The sequence below is a fragment of the Aliiroseovarius sp. PTFE2010 genome (assembly GCF_049943335.1).
In the GTDB taxonomy this organism is placed as follows: Bacteria; Pseudomonadota; Alphaproteobacteria; order Rhodobacterales; family Rhodobacteraceae; genus JBNFVY01.
The window spans coordinates 41,602-63,785 of the sequence record NZ_JBNFVY010000013.1 but is presented as its reverse complement, the minus strand read 5'-3'; the positions used below and the strand labels follow the sequence as shown (position 1 = coordinate 63,785).

18 protein-coding genes and 1 pseudogene are annotated in these 22,184 nt (G+C 63.2%); 1 reads left to right on the top strand and 18 read right to left on the bottom strand.

Translation table 11 applies throughout. From position 1 onward, the window contains the following. The 17 genes and pseudogenes from ACP2AV_RS14195 to ACP2AV_RS14115 all read right to left on the bottom strand — a co-directional run. Positions 1-273, bottom strand: a pseudogene (locus tag ACP2AV_RS14195) (UDP-N-acetylmuramate dehydrogenase); the annotation flags it as partial. Between the two features lie 115 nt (positions 274-388). Next, the gene (locus ACP2AV_RS14190; protein ID WP_426373439.1) at positions 389-637 is read right to left on the bottom strand and encodes a DUF2484 family protein; all 249 of its coding nucleotides are present in this window, start codon (positions 635-637) and stop codon (positions 389-391) included. Next, on the bottom strand, positions 634-876 hold the full coding sequence (locus ACP2AV_RS14185; protein ID WP_426373438.1) for a DUF2484 family protein: 243 nt from the start codon (positions 874-876) through the stop codon (positions 634-636). The genes ACP2AV_RS14190 and ACP2AV_RS14185 overlap by 4 nt, the downstream gene beginning before the upstream one ends. A 1-nt stretch (position 877) precedes the next feature. Continuing rightward, a complete protein-coding gene (locus tag ACP2AV_RS14180; RefSeq protein ID WP_426373437.1) occupies positions 878-2,113 on the bottom strand; it encodes an APC family permease in 1,236 nt (411 codons plus the stop codon). Continuing rightward, the gene (gene murC / locus ACP2AV_RS14175; protein WP_426373436.1) at positions 2,106-3,506 is read right to left on the bottom strand and encodes a UDP-N-acetylmuramate--L-alanine ligase; all 1,401 of its coding nucleotides are present in this window, start codon (positions 3,504-3,506) and stop codon (positions 2,106-2,108) included. The genes ACP2AV_RS14180 and murC overlap by 8 nt, the downstream gene beginning before the upstream one ends. Then, positions 3,503-4,603, bottom strand: a complete 1,101-nt coding sequence (locus ACP2AV_RS14170) for a UDP-N-acetylglucosamine--N-acetylmuramyl-(pentapeptide) pyrophosphoryl-undecaprenol N-acetylglucosamine transferase (RefSeq protein WP_426373434.1) — start codon at positions 4,601-4,603, stop codon at positions 3,503-3,505. The genes murC and ACP2AV_RS14170 overlap by 4 nt, the downstream gene beginning before the upstream one ends. Then, positions 4,603-5,769, bottom strand: a complete 1,167-nt coding sequence (ftsW, locus tag ACP2AV_RS14165; protein WP_426373433.1) for a putative lipid II flippase FtsW — start codon at positions 5,767-5,769, stop codon at positions 4,603-4,605. The genes ACP2AV_RS14170 and ftsW overlap by 1 nt, the downstream gene beginning before the upstream one ends. Positions 5,770-6,489: 720 nt before the next feature. Further along, complete coding sequence (locus tag ACP2AV_RS14160) at positions 6,490-7,413, bottom strand: toll/interleukin-1 receptor domain-containing protein (RefSeq protein WP_426373432.1); 924 nt, start codon at positions 7,411-7,413, stop codon at positions 6,490-6,492. Positions 7,414-7,479: 66 nt separating this feature from the next. Beyond that, complete coding sequence (gene murD, locus ACP2AV_RS14155) at positions 7,480-8,874, bottom strand: UDP-N-acetylmuramoyl-L-alanine--D-glutamate ligase (RefSeq protein WP_426373431.1); 1,395 nt, start codon at positions 8,872-8,874, stop codon at positions 7,480-7,482. 106 nt (positions 8,875-8,980) lie between these two features. Beyond that, entirely contained in the window at positions 8,981-10,102 is a 1,122-nt protein-coding gene (gene mraY, locus ACP2AV_RS14150) for a phospho-N-acetylmuramoyl-pentapeptide-transferase (protein ID WP_426373430.1), read from the bottom strand. Positions 10,103-10,113: 11 nt separating this feature from the next. Continuing rightward, positions 10,114-11,583, bottom strand: coding sequence for a UDP-N-acetylmuramoyl-tripeptide--D-alanyl-D-alanine ligase (locus ACP2AV_RS14145; protein ID WP_426373429.1), 1,470 nt, complete (start codon positions 11,581-11,583; stop codon positions 10,114-10,116). Beyond that, the gene (locus tag ACP2AV_RS14140; protein ID WP_426373428.1) at positions 11,583-13,073 is read right to left on the bottom strand and encodes a UDP-N-acetylmuramoyl-L-alanyl-D-glutamate--2,6-diaminopimelate ligase; all 1,491 of its coding nucleotides are present in this window, start codon (positions 13,071-13,073) and stop codon (positions 11,583-11,585) included. Before ACP2AV_RS14140 ends, ACP2AV_RS14145 begins: the two co-directional genes overlap by 1 nt. A gap of 9 nt (positions 13,074-13,082) precedes the next feature. Continuing rightward, a complete protein-coding gene (locus tag ACP2AV_RS14135; protein ID WP_426373427.1) occupies positions 13,083-14,870 on the bottom strand; it encodes a peptidoglycan D,D-transpeptidase FtsI family protein in 1,788 nt (595 codons plus the stop codon). Continuing rightward, entirely contained in the window at positions 14,867-15,214 is a 348-nt protein-coding gene (gene ftsL, locus ACP2AV_RS14130; protein WP_426373426.1) for a cell division protein FtsL, read from the bottom strand. The genes ACP2AV_RS14135 and ftsL overlap by 4 nt, the downstream gene beginning before the upstream one ends. A gap of 6 nt (positions 15,215-15,220) precedes the next feature. Next, the gene (gene rsmH, locus ACP2AV_RS14125) at positions 15,221-16,210 is read right to left on the bottom strand and encodes a 16S rRNA (cytosine(1402)-N(4))-methyltransferase RsmH (RefSeq protein ID WP_426373425.1); all 990 of its coding nucleotides are present in this window, start codon (positions 16,208-16,210) and stop codon (positions 15,221-15,223) included. A gap of 3 nt (positions 16,211-16,213) precedes the next feature. Beyond that, the gene (gene mraZ / locus ACP2AV_RS14120) at positions 16,214-16,699 is read right to left on the bottom strand and encodes a division/cell wall cluster transcriptional repressor MraZ (RefSeq protein WP_426373444.1); all 486 of its coding nucleotides are present in this window, start codon (positions 16,697-16,699) and stop codon (positions 16,214-16,216) included. A gap of 629 nt (positions 16,700-17,328) precedes the next feature. Continuing rightward, positions 17,329-18,384, bottom strand: a complete 1,056-nt coding sequence (locus ACP2AV_RS14115; RefSeq protein ID WP_426373424.1) for a P-loop NTPase — start codon at positions 18,382-18,384, stop codon at positions 17,329-17,331. A 319-nt stretch (positions 18,385-18,703) separates the two neighbouring features. Here ACP2AV_RS14115 and ACP2AV_RS14110 point away from each other — a divergent pair, with 319 nt between their 5' ends. Then, positions 18,704-18,907: a DUF1127 domain-containing protein gene (locus ACP2AV_RS14110; protein WP_426373423.1), complete on the top strand. Its 204-nt coding sequence runs from the start codon at positions 18,704-18,706 to the stop codon at positions 18,905-18,907. 711 nt (positions 18,908-19,618) lie between these two features. Here ACP2AV_RS14110 and ACP2AV_RS14105 read toward each other — a convergent pair. After that, complete coding sequence (locus ACP2AV_RS14105; protein ID WP_426373422.1) at positions 19,619-21,988, bottom strand: ATP-dependent helicase; 2,370 nt, start codon at positions 21,986-21,988, stop codon at positions 19,619-19,621. Positions 21,989-22,184 lie beyond the last annotated feature (196 nt).

The window sequence follows — 22,184 nt, the reverse complement described above, 5'->3', positions numbered from 1 at the left end:
CACGCGCGTGCCGTCGATGTCAATCGCGTTGAACCCGCGCCCCAGCCGGATCACGGCGGCGCGCAACCCGCCGTCGCGCACGATCAGGTTCGATCCGACGCCCATCGGAAACACCGGCACATCGCGCGGCAGATCGCGCAGGAAATCGGCCAGGTCGTCCACGTCGGCGGGTTGGAACAGCACATCCGCCGGCCCGCCCACGCGCAACCACGTCAGATCCTTCAAGGGGCGCTGTTCGCTCAGAGCGCCGCGCACGGCAGGCCAGTTTGTCATCGTTCATTCCCACTTGCTCGGCGCTGCGCGAACCATCCCGGCGCGCCGCGGCGCGGCCCCGATACCCAAAGATCGCGCACACGCCAATGGAACGCAACGAACCGGGGGGCCACGCTCATTTCCCGATCTGCCGCTGCATCCAGCGCCCCAGGTACCGAACCGGCCAGCGCAGCATCGACATCCCTGCCGCCAGGGCGATCAGCCCGAAAAAGGGGCCGTTTTCCAAGGTGATCCACCCCAGCAACGGAATGCCCACCGCGATCAGCGCATAGGCCTGCGGCCAGTGTTTGCGCCTAGACGGCACCATGGCCACAAGGTTCGCCACAATGGCCCATACGAAGAATGCGACAACAGACCAGGTCATGACAGTTTCGCCCGAATGTATCGCGCCAGATGCGCCAGTGGCTTGCGAAACAGCGACACCGCCGCAATCAGCGCCACCACGACAGCCCAGCCGCCATGGGCCCGGCCAAGCATGGCCAGCAGGAAGGGAAAGGCAACCAGCAGCAACGTGCCCGGCGCGTATTGATACCGCATCGGCAGGAACGCCACGATGGTACATCCGATGGCCCAGAGGCAGGCAAAGATCAACGCCCCGCTCATGTCAATGCGCCCCCATGTCGAACCCGCCAAGCGACGCGGCGAACGCCCCGACGCAGGCCAGTAGCCCCAGATACGGCACGATGGTCCAGACGCGGAACGGGGCCGCCGGAACGCGGCGCTTGAGCACGATCAGCGACAGGTTCACCACCGAAAACACAAAGAGCAACGCGATCGACGCAAACTCGGCCAGCGTCGCCACCGGCAACGCAAGCGCCGCGCCAACCAGCGCCGCCCCCAGCAGCAAGGTGGCCAGCACTGGCGTGCCAAAGCGCGGATGGGCATGGTAGAACACGCGCAACAGCGTCGATCTCCGCCCCAGACCAAAGAGCACCCGGCTGGCCATGACAATCTGCGCAAGAACGCCGTTCAAAGACGCAAACACCGCAATGGCCGCCAGGAACGCCGCGCTGCGCCCGGTTGCGGTTTCCCACACCAACGCCAAGGGGCGTTCAGAGGTTGCAATGATCTCTTGCGGGACGGTTCGCACCGCGGCAAGCGATACCAGAGCATAGAGCGCCGCGGTCACGGCCAGCGCAATCAGGATCGCGGCGGGCATGTTGCGCCCGGGATTCTTGGCCTCTTCGGCCATGTTGACCAGATCGTCAAACCCGATGAACGCAAAGAACGCAAAGATCGACGCGCCGAATATGCCCGGCCAATAGGGCGCGGGCGGGGCGGACCAATCGGCGACCGACTCGCCCTGAAAACCGGCCCAGACGACCAGCCCCAACCCGACCACTTCGATCACGGTGAACAGACCGGCCAGCGCCAGCGATTCCATTACGCCGATGACGGCCACCAGCGTCAGCGCCAGCCCCAGGCCGATAACCCCGACCGCGAACGGAATATCGACGATGGACGTCAGATATCCCACCCCGCCGCGCAGGACCGCCGCGCCCGCCACAGTGCCGACGATGATGTTGATCCAGCCGACCAGCATCGACAAGGAATGGCTGCGCAGCCCCAATTCGACGTAGACACTGTCGCCCGCGGCCTCGGGGATGCGGGTTGATAGCTCTGAAAAGCTCAACGCGGTGGGCACCGCGACCAGCCCGGCCAGCAAAAACGACACCGGCGCCCAGACCCCGGCTTCGCCAATGGCTGTGCCGACCAGCACATAAATGCCCGCCCCCACCATGACGCCAATGCCGTAAAGGGTCAGCAGCCCCAGCCCGATTTTGCGATCTAGCGCTTCAAGCGCAATGGGTTTTGCCCCGCGCGCTGTCACGTCAACCACCCAAACGCTTTGGCAGGTTGTTGGCCCAGGCGCTGATTGTCCCGGCCCCAAGGCACACGACAATGTCACCCGGGCGGGCCTGTTCGCGGACCAGACGCTCCAGGTCGTCTTCGCTGACGACGGCGCGGGCATGGCGATGACCGTGACGGATCAACCCTTCGATCAGATCCTCGCGCGCGGCGCCGGGGATCGGATCTTCGCCCGCTGCAAACACCTCGGCGATGCCGACCACGTCAGCTTCGTTGAAACATGTGCAGAAATCTTCGAACAGCGAATGCAGGCGCGAATAGCGGTGCGGCTGGTGCACGGCGATGACGCGCCCTTCGCTGGCCTGACGCGCGGCCTTCAGAACGGCGGCGATTTCCACCGGGTGGTGGCCATAATCATCAATGATCGTCACGCCGTTCACTTCGCCCACCTTGGTAAAGCGCCGGTTCACGCCGCCGAAATCGGCCAGCGCGTCGCGGATTTCATCGCGCTTCATCCCCAGGTGGCGCGCAACGGCTACAGCGGCCAAGGCGTTTGACACATTGTGATCGCCCGGCATGGGCAGGACGCAACCTTCGATCACCGTCCCATCCCCGGACAGGGCGATGTCGAAATGGGCGGCGCCCTTTTTATAGCTCAGGTTCACCGCACGCACATCGGCCTGCGCGTTGAACCCAAAGGTGACCACGCGCCGATCGGTGATCTTGCCCACAAGCGCCTGCACCTCGGGGTGATCGGTGCAACACACGGCCAGCCCATAAAAGGGAATGTTCGACACGAAATCGTAGAAGCCTTTGCGCAGGGCATCGAAATCGCCCCAGTGCTCCATATGTTCGGGGTCGATGTTGGTGACGATGGCAATCGTGGCCGGCAGACGATTGAACGTCCCGTCGCTTTCGTCGGCCTCGACGACCATCCATTCGCCCTGCCCCACCCGCGCGTTCGATCCATAGGCGTGGATGATGCCGCCGTTGATCACCGTGGGATCAATCCCGCCCGCGTCCAGCAGCGTGGCGACCATGGTGGTGGTTGTCGTCTTGCCATGGGTGCCGGCCACCGCGATGTTCGATCGCAGGCGCATCAGCTCGGCCAGCATCTCGGCGCGGCGGACCACCGGCAGGCCCATCTTGCGCGCCGCATCCAGTTCCGCATTGCCCGGTTTGATGGCCGAGGAAATCACCACCACCTCGGCGTTTTCCAGATTTTCGGCGCGCTGGCCTTCGTAGATCGTCGCGCCCTTTTCCTTGAGCCGGTCGGTGATTTTCGACGCCTTCAGATCCGACCCCTGCACGGTATAGCCATGGTTCAGCAAGACCTCGGCAATCCCCGACATGCCGATCCCGCCGATGCCCACAAAGTGAATGGCGCCCATTTCAGTGGGCAGTTTCGTGGCGGCAGCGTTCATGCGGAAATGTCCTTTGCGGCAAGGGTTTCGACCAGGTCGGCAAGTTCGACCGCGGCGTTTGGTTTTCCGACGCCCAGGGCGGCCCTGGCCATGCGGTTCGCAGCGTCAGGCTGCATGAATATCGTTTCGATCTGAGACGCAAGGGTCGCAGGGGTCAATTTGCTCTCGGGCACCATGATTGCCGCCCCCGCGGCCACCAGCCCACGCGCGTTTGCCGTCTGGTGATCGCCCGTCGCGGCCGCATAGGGGATCAGGATCGACGGGCGCCCGATCACCGACAGGTCGGCCACAGACGACGCACCCGACCGGCTGATCACCAGTTGCGCTTCGGCTATGCGCTTGGGAATGTCGGAAAAGAACGGCTGCACATCGGCTTTGATCCCTGCCTCGCCATAGGCGGCGACGACGCGGTCGTGGTCTTCGGGGCGGGCCTGATGGGCGACGCGCAGGTACTGGCGCATGCCCTCTGGCAGTTGGGCGATGGCCGCAGGCACCGTGTCGGACAGGACCCGCGCGCCCTGGCTGCCGCCAATGACAACGATCGACATAGGATAATCGCCCGGCACGATATAGGGCGCCGCCGCGCGAGCCAGAACCGCGCCGCGCACCGGGTTGCCGGTGTGCAGGCCATTGATGCCCTCGGGCAGGTCTGTGGGCCAGGTGCCGCAAGCCACAAGGCCCACGCGTTTGGCAAACACCCGGTTGACCCGGCCCAGAATGCCGTTTTGTTCGTGAATGGCGCGCGGAAGGCGCAACACGGTGGCCGCCCCAAGCGCCGGGATCGACGGGTAACCGCCAAATCCGATCACGGCCGCCGGGCGATCACGCAGCATTTTCCAGCCCGCGCTGACGACCCCGCCCAATATTCGAAAAGGGACAGCCGCTTTGGCCAAAAGGCCACCGCGGGCAAATGTGGCCGACGACATTTGTTCGATTTGTACCGCATGCGAAAACCCGCCCGTGTAACGCGCGCCGCGCGCATCGGTCGACAGTTTTACCCGCCAGCCACGGCGCAACATCTCTTCGGACAGGGCCTGGGCGGGGAACATGTGCCCCCCTGTGCCCCCTGCTGCAATAATGAGAAGTGGCTGCGCCATCAGCGCCCCCTGTTGATCAGGACATCGCCGATTTCACCCTGCGGGCGCGTCCGGGTAAAGGCCAACAGCATCCCAAGCGCGATGCCCGACGCAATCACCGATGACCCGCCATAGCTGACGAATGGCAGCGTCATGCCCTTGGCGGGCAACAACCGAACCGCCACGCCCATGTTGATCATCGCCTGAACACCGAACATGCAGGCCAGACCCGTTCCTGCCAGCCGAATGAAGGGATCACGCTCGCGCATCAAACGCCAGAGCGAGCGCGCCGTGATGGTCGCAAACAGCATGATGATCACCAGCACCAGCAGCAGCCCGTATTCTTCGGCCGCCACAGCGATGATAAAGTCTGTATGCGCATCGGGCAGAGACCATTTGACACGGCCTTCCCCAACCCCGACGCCCAAAAAGCCGCCTTCCTGGATTGCGTTGGTGGCATAGCCCAGCTGGGTGCGCGGATCGATATCGGGGTTCAGAAACCCGTCGATGCGCCGCGCGAAGTGCTGCGAATTGTTGTAGGCAAAGACCCCGACACTGACCACAGCGCCCGCCAGCCCGACCAACAGCGCAATCGGCGCCCCGGCCACGAAATACATCACGCCCCAGCCGAACAGGATCAGGCTGGCCTGACCGAAATCGGGTTGCAGCGCCAGCATCAGCACGATCGCGCACATCAGGAAAAAGGAATAGAGCCGCCCCGGCGGGCCGTTGATCTCTTGCGCGGCGGCCATCAGCCAGGCGCTCATGATGATAAAGGCGGGCTTGAGAAACTCGGACGGCTGCACCGAGGCAAATCCGAAACTGTACCAGCGCACCGCCCCCTTGCCGAAATCGGTCCCAAAGATCGGCAGGAACGCCAGCGCCACAAAGGCCGCCCCGAACCCCAGCACCCCCAGACGGCGCACCAGCGTGGGCGACATCATCGTGGTCGCGATCATCACGACCAGCGCGACACCGCCGAAAAACGCCTGTCGTTGCACGTAATAGAACTGCGGCAGATTGTTCTTTTCCGCCAGCGGCACCGAAGCCGCCAGCCCCAGCAGCAGGCCCACACCGAACAAAAGCAGCACGCACGAAAGCGACCACTTGTCGATTGTCCGCCACCAGCGTGGAAGAATCGGCTCGCCGTCCCGCGTCGGGACCGTGCCGTACACCATCTCAGTCATAGATACCGCTCAAACTGCCTCAGTCGCCCGGTTTTCCGGGTCTACCTGCATCCTAGCGGGATTTTCACGCTGTGGCCAGCTTTTTGGCGCCCCGTGCGCGGACGGAACCAAGGCCGCGCCAAGGCGTTCAATGTCCAGCAACAGTTGACGAGGATGCCATGTTGAGCGCGCGAGGCGGCAAGGGGGAATGGAACCGGACAAACCGCGTCAGGGCCGCCCCCTGGCCTGCCCCCGCCAGCGCGACGGCTACCATCTGGCCGGGCAGCGCGGGGCCTGACATGACACCGGCAACCGTCCCCACTGGCCTGGTCTATTATCCCGACGATCGCCCGGGGATTTCGCGGCGTCGCTGCAAGCCGTAGCATTGAACACGTCCTGGTTAGTAGCAAACCAGGGTCGCGCATCAAAGCAGGCTGCTATCACATCCAGAACGTGAACTTGCTTCACTCCCGCTACCACCAGTTCATCAAGCCATTTTGTGGCCCGGCAACGAAGAACCTGAACGGTTACGTAAGGTGGCTGGAGGCTCGGTTGGCGGGGATGAAACCCGCCGATGTCATTCGAACCTCGTAACGCGTCACCGTAGTTGTCCTACGTCAGTCAACGACGGCCTGTCGTGCGCATCTTGAACCGCATTCATGCGCTTGCAGTGTTTTCGCGAAGCCCTTGGCCGAAAACTCTGACGTATCATATGAGAGCAATCGAGACGCCCCACTTCTTTCAAAAGGGCTTGCTTGGAGGAAAGCTCGTGTATTCGTCTCCACTTGATTTGTGCATGACCCCACGGAGGCGTATCGAAGATCCGCCCTTAGAAGTGATTGTTATTTGAAGGGGGTGTTTTGGTGTGATCGCTCCACCCACCGGAGCAATCGCCCAAGCGTTAACTTTGTGACCCGAGACCACGATCCCAGGATTGTAGCCGCCAACACTTGGACCGCCATTGGTGAGCTTAACGTTCACCTGCTTGTCATCATTGTCCAAGAGGACCGCGAAATAAGGGTTGGGCTCCATGAGGTGAGATGCGCGTATCGTAACCGTTACCTCATTCGTTGGGTCGCCCTCCACCGACCAGGTCAGATTGGAGAACTTTTCATGGGCAGGTTCGAACCCCTTAGTGCCCTGTATTACGCCAATGATTTGCTGCGTCGCTACTTCAATTCCGTTTGAAAACATATCGATGTAAAGCGTTTGGGTGAGAAGAGCTGGCATCGACGACCCATCAACGCGAACCGGGATTATCGTGCATTGACCTTTAGTGGCCTTCATAAGGGCATTTTGCCATTCAAGCTCTACCATCTTGCTTTTCAAGCTCGCTTCGGAAACGAAAAAGAAGACAAACCGCGGGTCGGTCAGACCATCATTCATCTTCTCGATAATCCCATCCCCTGGCTGGATCGACCAAGAGTCATAGAATACTTTTCCCTCTCCGAAAATTTCACGAAGACGCAAAGCGACCGGCTCGACTACCGGCTTGTCAGAGTGGGTATGGCTAATAAAAATCATGCAATAATTGCTCTCGTATGGTGCCGGTTTTTCATAATCCCAAGCCAGTTCCGGCACAACGCTCGAAACGGGGGCCGACGCTGGGTTGGGCATTTGGTCAAGCACGCGGTCAGGCACTGGATCAGGCACTGGATCAGACATGCGCCCGGCCAAGCGCATCACCGGGCTCAGCGCCGCCGAAACCCGTCTGATCGACTTGCTCGAAAGCTAGAGACGCGCGACTTGGGCGATAAAATCCTCGCCCCGTTTTTCAAAGTCGGGATACTGATCGAAACTGGCCGCGGCTGGCGCCAGCAATACCGTTTCCCCGTCCAACGCGTCGGCCGCCGCGCGCGCAACGGCCCTTTCCATCGTCTCGCAGATTTCATGCGGTGTGTCGCCCAACTGCAGCGCGAAATCGCGCGCTGAATGGCCGATCAGATAGGCTTTTTCCACATGGGCCAGCGCGCCGCCGAGCGCCGCGATGCCGCCGTCTTTGCCCAAGCCCCCCGCGATCCAGCGAATGCGCTGGAATGCGGCAAGCGCCTTGGCCGCCGCATCGACATTCGTCGCCTTTGAATCGTTCACAAAAGCCACGCCGTTCCGGGTGGCCACCAATTGCGAGCGGTGCGGCAACCCGGCAAAGCTGGCCAGCCCCTCTTCGATCGCGCGCGGCGCCAACCCGACCGCCCGGCACGCCGCATAGGCAGCGCAGGCGTTCTGATGATTGTGCGTGCCGGGCAGCCCGGCAATCGCGCGCAGATCGATCGACCCCACCTGCTTGTTCTTGCGATATTCGCTCAGGAACCCTTTGCGGGCAAAGACGTTCCAGCCCGGCCCGGTCAGCTTGCCGGCGACGCTGACCCGGATCAGCCGCATGTCATTGGGCGATGCGACCATCTGGTTGGCCAGATAGGCGCCTTCGTTTTCATCGACCCCGATGACCGCATGATCCGGCCCGCCTTCGGAAAACAGCCGCCGCTTGGCCGCGAAATACCCGCCCATCCCGCCGTGCCGGTCCAGATGATCGGGCGACAGGTTCGTGAACACCGCCACATCCGGGGTCAGGGCGCGCGCCAGGTCGGTCTGATAACTGGACAGTTCCAGCACCACCACGCCGCCTTCGCCGGGCGGGTCGATCGCCAGCACGCCGGTTCCGATATTGCCCGCCAGCTGCGATGCAACGCCCGCCTCGCTGAGCACGTGATGGATCAGCGCCGAGGTGGTCGATTTCCCGTTTGACCCGGTCACGCAGATCACCTGCGGAGCACGGTCAAATTCAGACCACGCGCCGGTCGCCAGCGATTGAAAGAACAGCCCGATGTCATTGTCGACCGGCACGCCCGCGCCCCAGGCGCGCGCGATGATCGGATTGGGTGCGGGATAGAGATGCGCAATGCCCGGCGATACGATCAATGCGGCCACATCGTCAAACGCGTTGCCCCGCGTCAGGTCGTGAATGACCAGCCCTTGCGCCTGGGCCTGGGCGCGCGCCTCGGGGCTGTCGTCCCAGCACAGCGCCGTGGCCCCGCCGGCCGTCAGCGCCGCCGCCGTGGCCAGACCCGACCGGCCCAGCCCCAGAACGGCGACCTGTTTGTCCTTGTACCCCTGAACCGGAATCATGCCTGCCCCCTTGCGTCGCGCGCGCCAACTATCCCGCGCCGCAGGGCGCAGCGCAATGGCCGCGCGACCGGTTGCGTGAATGGCCGCGCTGTTGCCCGCCTTCGCGTTAGCGCAGCTTCAGTGTTGCCAGACCGATCAGCGCCAGGATCAGCGAAATGATCCAGAACCGGATCACGATCTGCGGCTCGGCCCAGCCCTTTTTTTCGAAATGATGGTGAATTGGCGCCATCAGGAACACGCGCTTGCCGGTCCGTTTGAAGTAGAACACCTGGATGATCACGCTGAGCGCTTCGATCACGAAGAGCCCGCCAACGATGGCCAGCACGATCTCGTGTTTGGTGCTGACGGCGATGGCGCCCAAGGCCCCGCCAAGGGCCAGCGACCCGGTGTCGCCCATGAAGACCGCCGCGGGGGGTGCGTTGTACCACAAGAACCCCAGCCCGCCGCCGATCAGCCCGGCCGTAAAGACAAGGATTTCCCCCGTGCCCGGCACATAGTGCACATCCAGATATTCGGTAAAGTCGACCCGCCCCACCGCATAGGCGATGACCCCCAGGGTGCCCGCCGCGATCATCACCGGCATGATCGCCAGCCCGTCCAGCCCGTCGGTCAGGTTCACCGCATTGGCCGCGCCGACGATCACGATCATGGAAAAGGGGACAAAGACCCAGCTCAGGTTGATCAGAACGTCCTTGAAGACGGGAAAGGCCAGCCGCCCGGCCAGCGGGTCATAGTCGGCTGTGCGTGCAACCAATTCGACGTCGCTCAGCCCGTGCAGATACATCGCCCAGGACCCCGCAATCGCCGCAATGACCAACCCAAGCGCCATCCGCACCCGCCCCGGCACCCCGGCTACGTTGCCCTTGGACACCTTGGCATAATCGTCGGCAAACCCGATCAACCCGTAGCTCAGCGTCACGAACAGGACCAACCAGACATAGCCGTTGTCCAGGCGGGCCCACAAAAGCGAACTTGAGATCAGCGCCGACAGGATCAGCAGCCCGCCCATGGTCGGCGTGCCGGCCTTGACGAAATGCCCTTCGGGGCCGTCCTGGCGGATTGGCTGGCCCTTGCCCTGCTTGCGGCGCAACAGGTTGATCAGCGGGCGGCCAAACAGGAACCCGAAGATCAGCGCCGTGAAAAACGCCCCGCCTGCGCGGAACGTGATATAGCGGAACAAGTTGAACACGTCGCCCCCGTCGGACAGGTTGGTCAGCCAGTACAACATGGGCGGGTCCTTTATTCGGCTCTAATTTGATTGGCGGGCAGCGGATGGCCCAGTTTGCGCAGCGCGTCAACCACCAGACTGACCTTTGAGCCCTTCGACCCCTTGACCAGCACAACGTCCCCTGCGTCCACGATACTGTGGGCCTTGGCGGCTAGGCTTGGGGCGTCTTCGAACCACCCGGCGCGCTTGTCCGGCGGAAGGGCGTCATGAAGCGTCTTCATCAGTGGGCCAACACAATATACGCGATCGACCGACGCCATGGCCGGGACCTGCGCGATTGCCGCGTGCAACTCGTGTTCCTGCGGGCCAAGTTCCAGCATGTCGCCCAGCACCGCAATCCGGCGCCCCTTGGCAATGCGGCCGATATCGTCATCGGGGGGCACGTCGGCAAGAATGTTCAGCGCGGCCTCCATCGACACCGGGTTGGCGTTGAACGCGTCATCGATCAGATCGAACCGCAAATGGTCGTCGACCACATCCATGACATAGGTTTCACGCACCCCGCGCCCTTCGACCGGCATCCAGCGCGCAATGTCCAGCGCCGCCAGCCCCAGATCCCCCCCCGCCGCCTGCACCGCCGCCAGAGCGCCCAACGCATTCATCGCGAAATGGGTGCCCGGCGTGTGCAGCTTGAACAGGATCGGCCCGTCGGCGCTGTTGGCTTCGACCACGGTGACATCGCCGCTGACGCGCGCCTGTTCCAGCGTGATATGCGCAGATGATCCAAAGGTGACGATCTGCGCGCCGGCCAGTTCTGCAGCTTCCTTCAGGATCGCAGTCACGTCCTGGTCGTTGTTGATCACGGCCACGCCGCCCGGTTCAAGCCCGTTGAAAATGCTTGCCTTTTCGCGGGCGATCCCGGCGATGTCGTCAAAGGCCTCCAGATGCGCGGGGGCGACGGTGGTGATCAGGGCGACATGGGGGCGGGCCAGACGGGCCAGCGGCTCGATCTCGCCGGGGTGGTTCATCCCGATTTCGATGACCGCGTATTCGCTGGCCCGCGGCATCCGCGCCAGGGTCAGCGGCACGCCCCAGTGGTTGTTGTAGCTGGCCTGGGAGGCATGGGTCGCGCCCTGCGGATCCAGCATGGCACGCAGCATTTCCTTGGTCGAGGTCTTGCCGACCGAGCCTGTCACCGCGATCACACGGGCCGCCGTGCGCGCACGCCCGGCGCGGCCCAGTGCCTCAAGCCCCTCTTGCACGTCGTCCACCACCAACAGCGGCGCAGACGTGTCCAGCCCGTCGGGAATACGGCTGACCATGGCCGCCGCCGCCCCCGATTCAAGCGCCTGGGCGACAAAGTCGTGCCCGTCGCGCGCTGCAGTCAGGGCGACGAAAAGATCGCCAGGTTCCAAGGTGCGGGTATCGATCGACACGCCTGTCGCCTCCCATTTGTCATGGGTTTTTCCACCAGCGGCCTTTCCACCGGTGGCCTTTCCTCCGGTGGCTTTGGCGGCGTCCTTGGCTGTCCACAATGCCATCACAGACCCCCGTCCAGCGCGGCGACCGCGACGCTGGCTTGTTCGACATCGTCAAAGGGAAACACGTCATCGCCCACGACCTGGCCTGTTTCATGGCCCTTGCCGCAGATCAGCAACGCATCCCCCGGCCCCAGCATGTCCACGCCGCGCAGGATCGCTTCGGCCCGGTCCGCGACCTCGGTCGCGTCGGGGGCGCCGGCCAGAACTTCGGCCCGGATGGCGGCGGGGTCTTCGCTGCGCGGGTTGTCGTCAGTCACGATCACCACGTCGGCCGCCGCGGCCGCCGCCGCGCCCATCAACGGCCGCTTGGTCCGGTCGCGATCCCCGCCCGCGCCGATCACCGCGATGATCCGCCCCATCACATGCGGGCGCAGCGCCCCAAGCGCGGTGGCCACCGCATCGGGGGTATGCGCATAATCCACGAACACGGCCGCCGAATTGGTGCGCGTTGCGGCCAGTTGCATCCGACCCGGCACGCCGCGCAATTCCGGCAGGGCGGCAAAAACATCCGTCGGCTCGTCGCCGCAGGCGATCACCGTGGCCGCCGCTGCGATCACGTTGTCGGCCTGAAACCCACCGATCAGGTTCAAGCGCAATTGGTAGGTGCGGCTGAAAACCTCGAACCGCAGGTCCTGCCCTGTGGCATCAAAGCGCTGGCCCAGAATGCGAAAATCCGCGCCCTCGCCGCGCCCGCACCGAAACACGTCGATGGCGCGTTCATCCGCGATGGCGGCGATTTCGGGGCCGCGCGGATCGTCGATATTGACCACCGCGACGCCGTCGTCATCCAGCACGCGGCGAAAAAGCCCTGCCTTGGCGTCGAAATATTCTTCGAACGTGGCGTGATAGTCCAAATGATCTTGCGAGAAATTGGTAAAGGCCGCCACCCGCAGGTGCACCCCGTCCAGACGCCGCTGCGCCAACCCGTGCGAAGATGCCTCCATCGCCGCATGGGTCACCCCCGCCCGCGCGGCCTGTGACAACATGCGATGCAGCGTGATCGGCTCGGGGGTGGTGTGGGCCGACGCAGCTTCCCACGCGCCTTCGACGCCGGTGGTGCCGATGTTGATCGCGCCATAGCCGCGCAAGGCCCAGATCTGCCGGGTGAAATTCGCGACAGACGTCTTGCCGTTGGTGCCCGTGACGGCCGTGACAACGCCCGGCTGCTGCCCGAACCACAGCGCCGCGGCAAAGGCCAGCGTCTGGCGCGCATCCTGCACCACGACCAGCGCCGCATCCGATGCGTCGATTTCGGCGCGCGCAATGGCGGCCCCCGCCCGGTCGGTCAGAATCGCCGCCGCGCCCATCCGCAAGGCGTATTGAATGAAGGTGCCCCCATGCACGCGCGTGCCCGGCAGCGCGGCAAACAGGTGCCCGTCCTTGACGTCGCGGCTGTCGACGGACAGGCCGGTGATCGCAACGTTGCCACCCGAAATCGGATGCAGCCCCAAATCGGCCAGTGTCTTGGTGGATACCCCGGGTTCGCCCATGATCACGCCTTATCTGCTCGAGGTCATCACTACCTTATCAAGAGGCAGAGGTTCAATCTCTGGTCGCACGCCCAACAGCGGTGCAATCCGGCGGATCACTTCGGCGGCCACCGGCACGGCGGTCCAGCCCGCGGTGCGGCGCGGCTTGTCGCCGCTGGTTTCCACCGGCTCGTCCAGGGTCACGACCAGCACATAGCGCGGATCGTGGGCGGGAAAGACGCTGGCGAAGGTGGCGATGACCTTGTCATCATAATAACCCCCACCGGTCGGAATCGGCTTGTCGGCGGTGCCGGTCTTGCCGCCCACGGCATAGCCGCTGACATCGCCGAAACTGGCCGTGCCGCGCGCTACGACCTGGCGCAGCATGTCGCGCGCCCGGCGCGAGGTTTCTTCAGACACCACGCGATCGCCCTTGGGCACGTAGTCTTGCTTGATCAGGGTCGGCGCGACGCGCGTTCCGCCATTCAAAAGCGACGCATAGGCGGCCGCCAGATGCAAAGGCGAGGCCGAAATCCCGTGCCCGTAGCTGATTGTCATGGCCGAAAGTTCGGACCAGTTCGCCGGCAAGAGCGGCTTGGCGCCCGGCGCTTCGACCAGTTCGATCGGCGTCGCGTCCAGCAGCCCCAGCTTGCCAAGGAAGTCACGCTGGCGATCCGCGCCGATCATCTGCGCGATCCGCGCCGTCCCGATGTTCGAGCTTTTGACGATCACGTCGGTCGCGCTCAGTTCCTTGCCGTAATAGTGGAAATCGCGAATGCGGTGCGTGCCCCACCGCAGCGGCCCGCGGATGTCGATCATCGTGTCCGGCCCCACCAGACCCAATTCCATCGCCTGTGCGATCGCGAATATCTTGTAGGTCGACCCCAGTTCATACACCCCCTGCACCGCGCGATTGAACAGCGGGCTGTCTTCGGCGGTGCCTTGATTCAACGGGCGCGGGCGCGCGTTCGGATCGAAATCGGGCAGCGAAATCAACGATATGACCTCGCCCGTGTGCACATCCATCAGGACCGACGTGGCCCCCTTGGCGTTCATCAGACGCATCCCGCCATACAGAACTTCGCGCGCGGTCGACTGCACCGACAGGTCCAGCGCCAGTTCAAGCGGCCCACCTTGCGAGGGGTCGCGCAATTCTTCGTCAAAGGCCTTTTCAACCCCTGCAACGCCGATCACCTCGGCCGAATTCACCCCTTCGCGACCAAAACTGGCGCCGCCCAGAACATGGGCCGCCAGCTGGCCGTTGGGATAAAGCCGCATTTCGCGCGGGCCGAACATCAGGCCCGGCTCGCCGATATCATGCACCTGCTGCACCTGCTCGGGGCTGATCTTTTTCTTGACCCAGACGAATTTGCGCTCGCCGGTGAACTGGCGGGTCAGCCGATCCTGATCCAGATCGGGAAAGATCGCGGCCAGTTCCTGCGCGGCGCGCTGCGGCTCAAGCATCTGGGGCGGCTGCGCGTAAAGCGAATGGGTGACAAGGTTCGTTGCCAGAATGCGGCCGTTGCGATCGGTGATGTCGCGGCGCGTGGCGACGATCTTGGCGCCGGTGGTGATGGCGCGCGGTTCAGACGGCTCGGACGCGGCCAGCGTGCCCATGCGCACCCCGACGACCAGAAAGGCGCAGATAAAGAACATCGCCAGCACCAGCAAACGCCCTTCGGCGCGCTGGCGGGCGCGGTCGCGCATGTCTTCGTGGCGCAGGCGGATGTTCTCGCGCTCGATTGCATCGGGGTTTTCGCCCTTTGAGCGCGCCTCAAGAACACGGGCCAGCGGGCGCAGCGGCGTACGCATCGTCATTCGACATCCTCCAGCATCCCGACCACATCCACCGGGTTCAGCACCAGGTCCAGCGTTTCCTGCGGATAGGCCACCTGATCGACGCGCCCAAACTGTTCGGGTGTCATCGGCAACAGGCCAAGGCGGTCAAAATTGCGGTCGGCCAGCTGGCGCAGGCGCTCGGGGCGGTTCAGATAGGCCCATTCGGCCCGCAACACGGCCAGCGTCTCGCGTTTTTGGGTGATATCACGTTGCAGCCCCTGCATCGATTTGAGCGAGGCCTGCGTGGCGTAGTTTTCGCGGTAGGCCCAAAAGGCAAGCGCCATGACCACCAGCGCCGAGACGACATAGAACAAGGACCGCATGTCGAATTACTCCTTGGAAACCAGTTTGGGCAGACCCAACGCCGTGCGATCAACCGCGCTGGCGGGGGCTGTGGTCCGGGTGGCCACGCGCAGGCGCGCTGAACGCGAGCGCGGGTTTTCGCCAAGCTCTTGGTCATCCGGCCCGATGCCCTTGGACAAATCGGTAAATGCGGGCGTGCGCGGCGCAGCTTGCGGCACATAGCGGCTGGCGCCGCCCCCGGTGCTGGCGCGATCGGCCAGGAACCGTTTCACCACCCGGTCTTCCAGCGAATGAAAGCTGACCACGGCCAGTTTGCCGCCGGGTCTGAGCGCGCGCTCGGCCGCTTCCAGCCCCGCGACCAGTTCGCCGAATTCATCATTCACCGCGATGCGCAGCGCCTGAAAACTGCGCGTGGCCGGATGGCTCTGGCCGGGTTTTGAGCGCGGCAGGCACTTGGCGATGATGTCGGCCAGTTGCGCCGTGGTGGTGATCGGCGCGACATCGCGCGCCGCCACGATCGCCCGCGCAATCCGGCGCGACTGCCGCTCTTCCCCATATTGATAAATGATATCAGCCAGTTCGCTTGCGCGGCCCGTGTTCACCAGCGTCGCCGCACTGGGGCCATCCTGGCTCATGCGCATATCCAGCGGCCCGTCCTTCATGAACGAAAACCCGCGTTCGGCCTGATCCAGCTGCATCGAACTGACGCCCAGATCCAGCACGATTCCGTCCAGATCGCCGGCAACCTCGTCCAATCGCGAAAAGGTGGTCTGCACCAATTCCAGCCGGTCGCCATAGGCGTCGGCCCAGTCAGCCGCCATGCGAAACACGACCGGATCGCGATCCAGGCCAAAGACCTTTTGTGCCCCCGCATCAAGCAGCGCGCGCGTATATCCGCCGGCGCCAAACGTGCCATCCAGCCAGCGCCCCGATACCGGCGCCACGGCTGCGATCAGCGGGCGCAGCAAAACGGGAATGTGGGGCGCATCCGAAGGGGTCGTTGCGGCCGCGGACATCGCTTATTCCCCCGTGTCGAGCAAGGACAGGGTATCGAAATCGTCGGGCAGATCGTCCAGCGACTCTTCCAACGCGGCGTTGTCCGCTTCGAATGTTTCGGGCTTCCAGATTTCAAAGGTCTCGCCCGCCCCGATGAAGTAGGCTTCTTTTTCCAGGCCGATCTTGGCGCGCAGCTTTTGCGGCAGCACCAGCCGCCCGTCCGGGTCTACCTCGGTCGGGTGGGCCTTGCCCAACACCCAACGCTCCAGCTTGCGCCGCGCATCCGTGCCGCGCTTCATCTTCAGCACATCGCGCGTCAGCGCCTGAAACGCCTCATAGGTGTAAACTTGCAGGTTTTTCTGCTTTTCGTGGCCATAGACGATCACCATCTTGGGTCGCCCTGTGGCCTGCGCGCTCGGATCGCCTTCTTCGAGTTCACGGCGAAAAAGGGCCGGAATCGACATCCGTCCCTTCGCATCCACCTTGAAGGTGTATTCGCCTATGAACATTCCGGCCAAGCCGAACCGCTCCTCTGTCCCTCGCCCGCACGTGACGGGCCTTTTCATGCAAAACGACGGATCAAGCTGCTGCCACTGCCTGATCCGCCGCCCAGCCCCCTTTGGGGGGAAGTCCGACTGCACGCGCCACCTGGGGGGATGTCTGCTCGCTCGCGCGCCGGATCTCTTGTTTCGATGAAAGCGGGTGCCTGTATGAAACCTGACTTTGTGGGGTTTTTGTTCGGGGTCTTAACGCGCCCCTCGTTCCCGTCTCATCGTACGGAAAGGAATGACATGGTACTTCATGGAAATCAATAGAAATTTTGCGCAAGACCTACAAGATGTAGCTTTGCACAGGGTCGAAAAACAAGGTCTAGCGGTAGCAGCGCCTGCAAAAATCACAATATGTTGATTTCTTTCGGCTTCATTACACTACATGTATCCAGTGCGGTACAGGACCATAAAATCCCATGAATATGCAAAATTATTTTGAACACAGACTTATCCACAGCCCTGCACGCCCCTATAGGCACATCGCCCGGCGCAATAAAAAAAGGGGCCGGCGCGATTTCATTCGGCGCCGACCCCTGATTGGTCCATGAATTCCCGTGTTCGCCCCGAGGGGCCCGGTTTGCCCGCCCTCAGACGATCCCGCCGGCGATCAGCCCCTGCGCGATTTGCGCATAGGCCTCGGCCTCGGGGCCGTCCCCTGCCGCAATGGGGGTGCCTGCATCCCCGGCCAGGCGCACATCCAGCGACAATGGCAAAGCGCCCAAAAACGGCACGCCGATCTTTTCCGCTTCGGCCGCGACACCGCCATGGCCGAACAGATGCGCCTCGTGGCCGCAATTGGGGCAGATATAGGTGCTCATGTTTTCGATCAGGCCCAGAACCGGCGTTTTCAGCTTGTCGAACATCGAAATCGCGCGCCGCGCATCCAGCAGGGCAACGTCCTGCGGCGTGCTGACGACGATCGCGCCGGACAACCGCGTGCGCTGGCACAAGGTCAGCTGAACATCGCCCGTGCCCGGCGGCAGATCGACGATCAAGACGTCCAACTCGCCCCAGGTCACCTGCCCCAGCATCTGCTGCAAGGCGCCCATCAGCATCGGGCCGCGCCAGACGATCGCTTCATCCTCTTTCACCATCAAGCCGATCGACATCATCGTGACACCATGTGCCGTCAGGGGTTCGATGTTCTTGCCGTCCGGCGACGCCGGGCGCTTGGAGACACCCATCATGCGCGGCTGGCTGGGGCCATAGATGTCGGCATCCAGCAGCCCGACCTTTTTGCCCTGCCGCGCCAGCGCCACCGCCAGGTTGGATGATACGGTCGATTTGCCCACGCCGCCCTTGCCGCTGGCAACGGCCAGAATGCGCGCCACGCCAGGCACGCCCTCGGGGCCGGCTTGGGGTGTCGGGTGGCGCCCGACCTTCAGGCTTGGCGGTGCCTTTTCGGAATGCGCGGTCAGCATGGCACTGACCGTGTCCACCCCATCGAGCGCCTCGACAGCCGCCTGCGCCGCGGCGCGCACCGGCTCAAGCGCGCGCGCTTCGTCTGCGCTGCTTGCCTCGATGACAAAGCGCACCGCGCCGTCCTGAACGTCCAGCGCCCGGATCATGTCGCGTGCGCCCAAGGTGCCCTGGCCGGTTTCGATCCGATCCAGCGCCGCACGAACCGCTTTTACGTCAACCATACTCAACCCCTTTTCTTTTCGCGTTCCATCTAGACCAATTCGCAAGGCTTGGCCACAAACGGCCCCGGCCTTTGCCCTGTCCGTGTGACCCTACGTCACATCCCCGAGCACAACATATAGTTGCATAAGCGCCGTGAACTCCCTCAAACCGCCTAAAATTGGGTCAGCAAGGTATATGCATTTTCTGCATAGCAGCATTGTTGAAATCCAGTATTGTGCAACCGCAGCATTTACCCCATCTTTACTCCAACGAGGCAAGATACGGTTACTCAGAAAACACCGTGCCTCACTGACGAGACGCACGATAAAGGCAAACACAATGGCATATGTATCGAACATCCGCGCGAACCACCACGCTGGCGGCGGCTTTTTCAAAGCGATCGGCGAACGGTTTGCACAATACAAAGTGTACCACCGTACGCTTCGTGAACTGGCTGAGCTGAGCGATCGTGACCTGGCCGATCTGGGTCTGAACCGCGCAATCATCCATAAGATCGCTCACGAAGCGGCTTACGGCAAATAAGGTTTCTCATTCGACCCTCCTCCTCCCTTTGGGTCGGGTATAGCGGCGGCATCTCTCCTCCTCCCTGATGTCGTCGCGCTTCTTCGGAAAGGCTTGGTCTTTCCATCAGAAATACGGTCCTCCTCCTCCCTTTGGATCGTATATTTGCGGCGGCGTCTTCCTCCTCCCTGACGTCTCCGCAGAAATTCGGGCTACGGCCCCAAACAGTTCGGTGCTCTCTCTCCTCCTCCCTGAGAGCGTCGTGAACTCAAGCGGCGGCGTCTTCCTCCTCCCTGACGCTGCCGCTTTTTGTTTTTCCGGCATTTTGTTTTTTCGGCATACTGTCATCCCAGCCCCCCTTCCCCCTGTCCGCGTCGGTTCATTCGCCTGCAAAGTGGGCTTTGCGCCCGCGCGCCGACCATTCGCGCCTGACCGGGTGTGCTGAAATCGCGTGGAATGGTTGATCGGGCAAACGCGCGCGCCTGACCTTTGCCGGCGCAGCAGCATTGCGGGTCGGCGGGCCGTGATCGCGCCTGTGCGGGCGACCGGTTGCCGGGGCACATCGCGATTGCCTTGGCAACTCGGCAAGTTACGACCGGCGGAAATGGCACAGCGCGAAGCGAGTCCATTGGCCAAAAACCATCGCTCTGAGCGCGACCAGATTTGCGAACACCGCGCGTTCTTGCCGCGCCGGCGCAGCATCGCCCGGGGATCACACCGCCGGCGGGCCTGTCAAAATGGTATATCGTCTCCGGCCCGGTCGGCCGGCACAACGAACTTGGACACGACTTTCTTGGCGCCTGCGCGCTCAAATTCGATGTCCAGCTTGTCGCCTTCGATCCCCAAAATCGTGCCGTAGCCGAACTTGGTGTGAAACACGCGATCGCCAGCGGTAAAGGATGAACTGGCCGCCATGTCGATGGTGATGTTGCGCGCTTCGGACGGCTGGCTGGTGCCCCGTTGGCCACTGCGTTTTTGCAGCCGTTTCCAGCCGGGCGAATTGTAGACATTCGCGCTGGCGACCTTGTCTTCGATATTTGAGCCGAATCCCGACGGCGCCGCCGCCCCATAGCCCCCGCCATAGAGCCCCGGCGGCGTCAGCACATCCACATGCTCTTCGGGCAATTCGTCGATAAACCGGCTGGGCAGCGCCGACTGCCACTGGCCATAAACGCGCCGGTTGGCGGCAAAGCTGATGGTGCACAGTTCTTCGGCGCGGGTGATGCCCACATAGGCCAGCCGGCGCTCTTCTTCGAGCCCCTTGAGCCCGCTTTCATCCATGCTGCGTTGCGACGGGAACAGCCCGTCTTCCCACCCCGGCAGAAACACCGCCGGAAATTCCAGGCCCTTCGCGCCGTGCAATGTCATGATGCTGACCTTGGCACCGCCGTCGTCCTGTTCGTTGTCCATGATCAGCGCAACGTGTTCAAGAAACCCTTGCAGGTTTTCAAAGGATTCCAGTGCCTTGACCAGTTCCTTCAGGTTTTCCAGCCGCCCCGGCGCTTCGGGCGTCTTGTCGTTTTGCCACATCGCCGTATAGCCAGATTCCTCTAGAATCTGCTCGGCCAGTTCAATGTGGCTCTGCGCGTCGTCGCCCGCCGCCCGGCCCCAGATCGACAGCTGCCCGATCAGACGGGCCACTTCGGTCTTGGCCTTGCCCGACAACGCGCCCTGTTCGACCGCCAGCGCCGCGCCATTCACCAGCGACACGCCATTGTCGCGCGCCATGCGCTGGATCGTCTGCAAGGCCTTGTCGCCCACACCGCGTTTGGGGGTGTTGATGATCCGTTCGAACGCCAGATCGTCATCGGGGCTGACCGAAACGCGGAAATAGGCCATCGCGTCGCGGATCTCGAGCCGTTCGTAAAACCGCGGCCCGCCGATCACGCGATAGGGCAGACCGATGGTCAGAAAGCGGTCTTCGAAGGCGCGCATCTGGTGGCTGGCGCGCACCAGAATCGCCATGTCATCCAGCGAAAACGCCCGCATGCCGCGCGTGCCGGTCTGCATCGCCTCGATCTCTTCGCCGATCCAGCGCGCCTCTTCCTCGCCGTCCCAATGGCCGATCAGGCGGACCTTTTCGCCGGCCTCGACCTCGGTCCACAGATCCTTGCCCAGACGGCCCGTGTTGCCCGCGATCACCCCCGACGCAGCCTTCAGGATATGCGGGGTCGAGCGGTAATTCTGTTCCAGCCGCACCACCACAGCGCCCGGAAAATCCTTTTCGAACCGCAGGATGTTGCCCACTTCGGCGCCGCGCCAGCCATAGATCGACTGATCGTCATCGCCCACGCAACAGATGTTCTTGTGCCCGCCCGCCAGCAGCCGCAGCCACAGGTATTGCGCCACGTTCGTATCCTGGTATTCGTCGACCAGGATGTATTTGAACCAGCGCTGGTACTGTTCCAGCACGTCCTGATGGGTTTGGAAAATCGTGACCACATGCAGCAACAGGTCGCCGAAATCCACCGCGTTCAGCACCTTCAGCCGCGCCTGATACTGCGCATAGAGCTCAACCCCCATGGAATTGAACGCCGATCCTTCGCCCGAAGGCACCTTGTCCGGGGTCCAGGCGCGGTTTTTCCACTGGTCGATGATCCCGGCCAACTGGCGGGCAGGCCACCGCTTGTCGTCGATATTCGCGGCCACAAGTAATTGTTTCAGCAGCCTTATCTGATCGTCCGTGTCCAGAATGGTAAAGTTCGACTTCAGCCCTACCAATTCGGCGTGGCGGCGCAGCAGCCTGACGCAGACCGCGTGGAACGTGCCCAGCCACGGCATGCCTTCGACCGTCTGGCCCATCAGGCGGCCCACGCGGTCTTTCATCTCGCGCGCGGCCTTGTTGGTAAAGGTCACGGCCAGGATTTCATTCGGGCGCGCCCGCCCGGTGTTCAGCAGATGCGCGATGCGCGCCGTCAGCGCCTTGGTCTTGCCGGTGCCCGCGCCCGCCAGCATCAGCACCGGGCCATCCAGCGCTTCGACCGCCGCGCGCTGCGCGGGGTTCAATTCGTCCAGATAGGGCGCGGCGCGACCCATCATGGCGCGCTGCGACAGCGGGACGCTTGCCGCCTCGAAGGCGTCGCTTTCATCGAAACTGCTCATTGCGCCAACATAGCGCCCCCCGCGCCAAAACAAAAGGGCGTGTTCACACTCTGTTCGCGGGGCGCGGTGATCTGGCAGCGATCTGGGAGGCGCTGCCCAAAGCGCTGAAATCGCCCGCAAAACGCCCACTTATCGCCAGAGCACTTGGCCAGCGCCGCCGATGCCGAAATTGCGGGGGCGAAACCGGGGCCGAAGC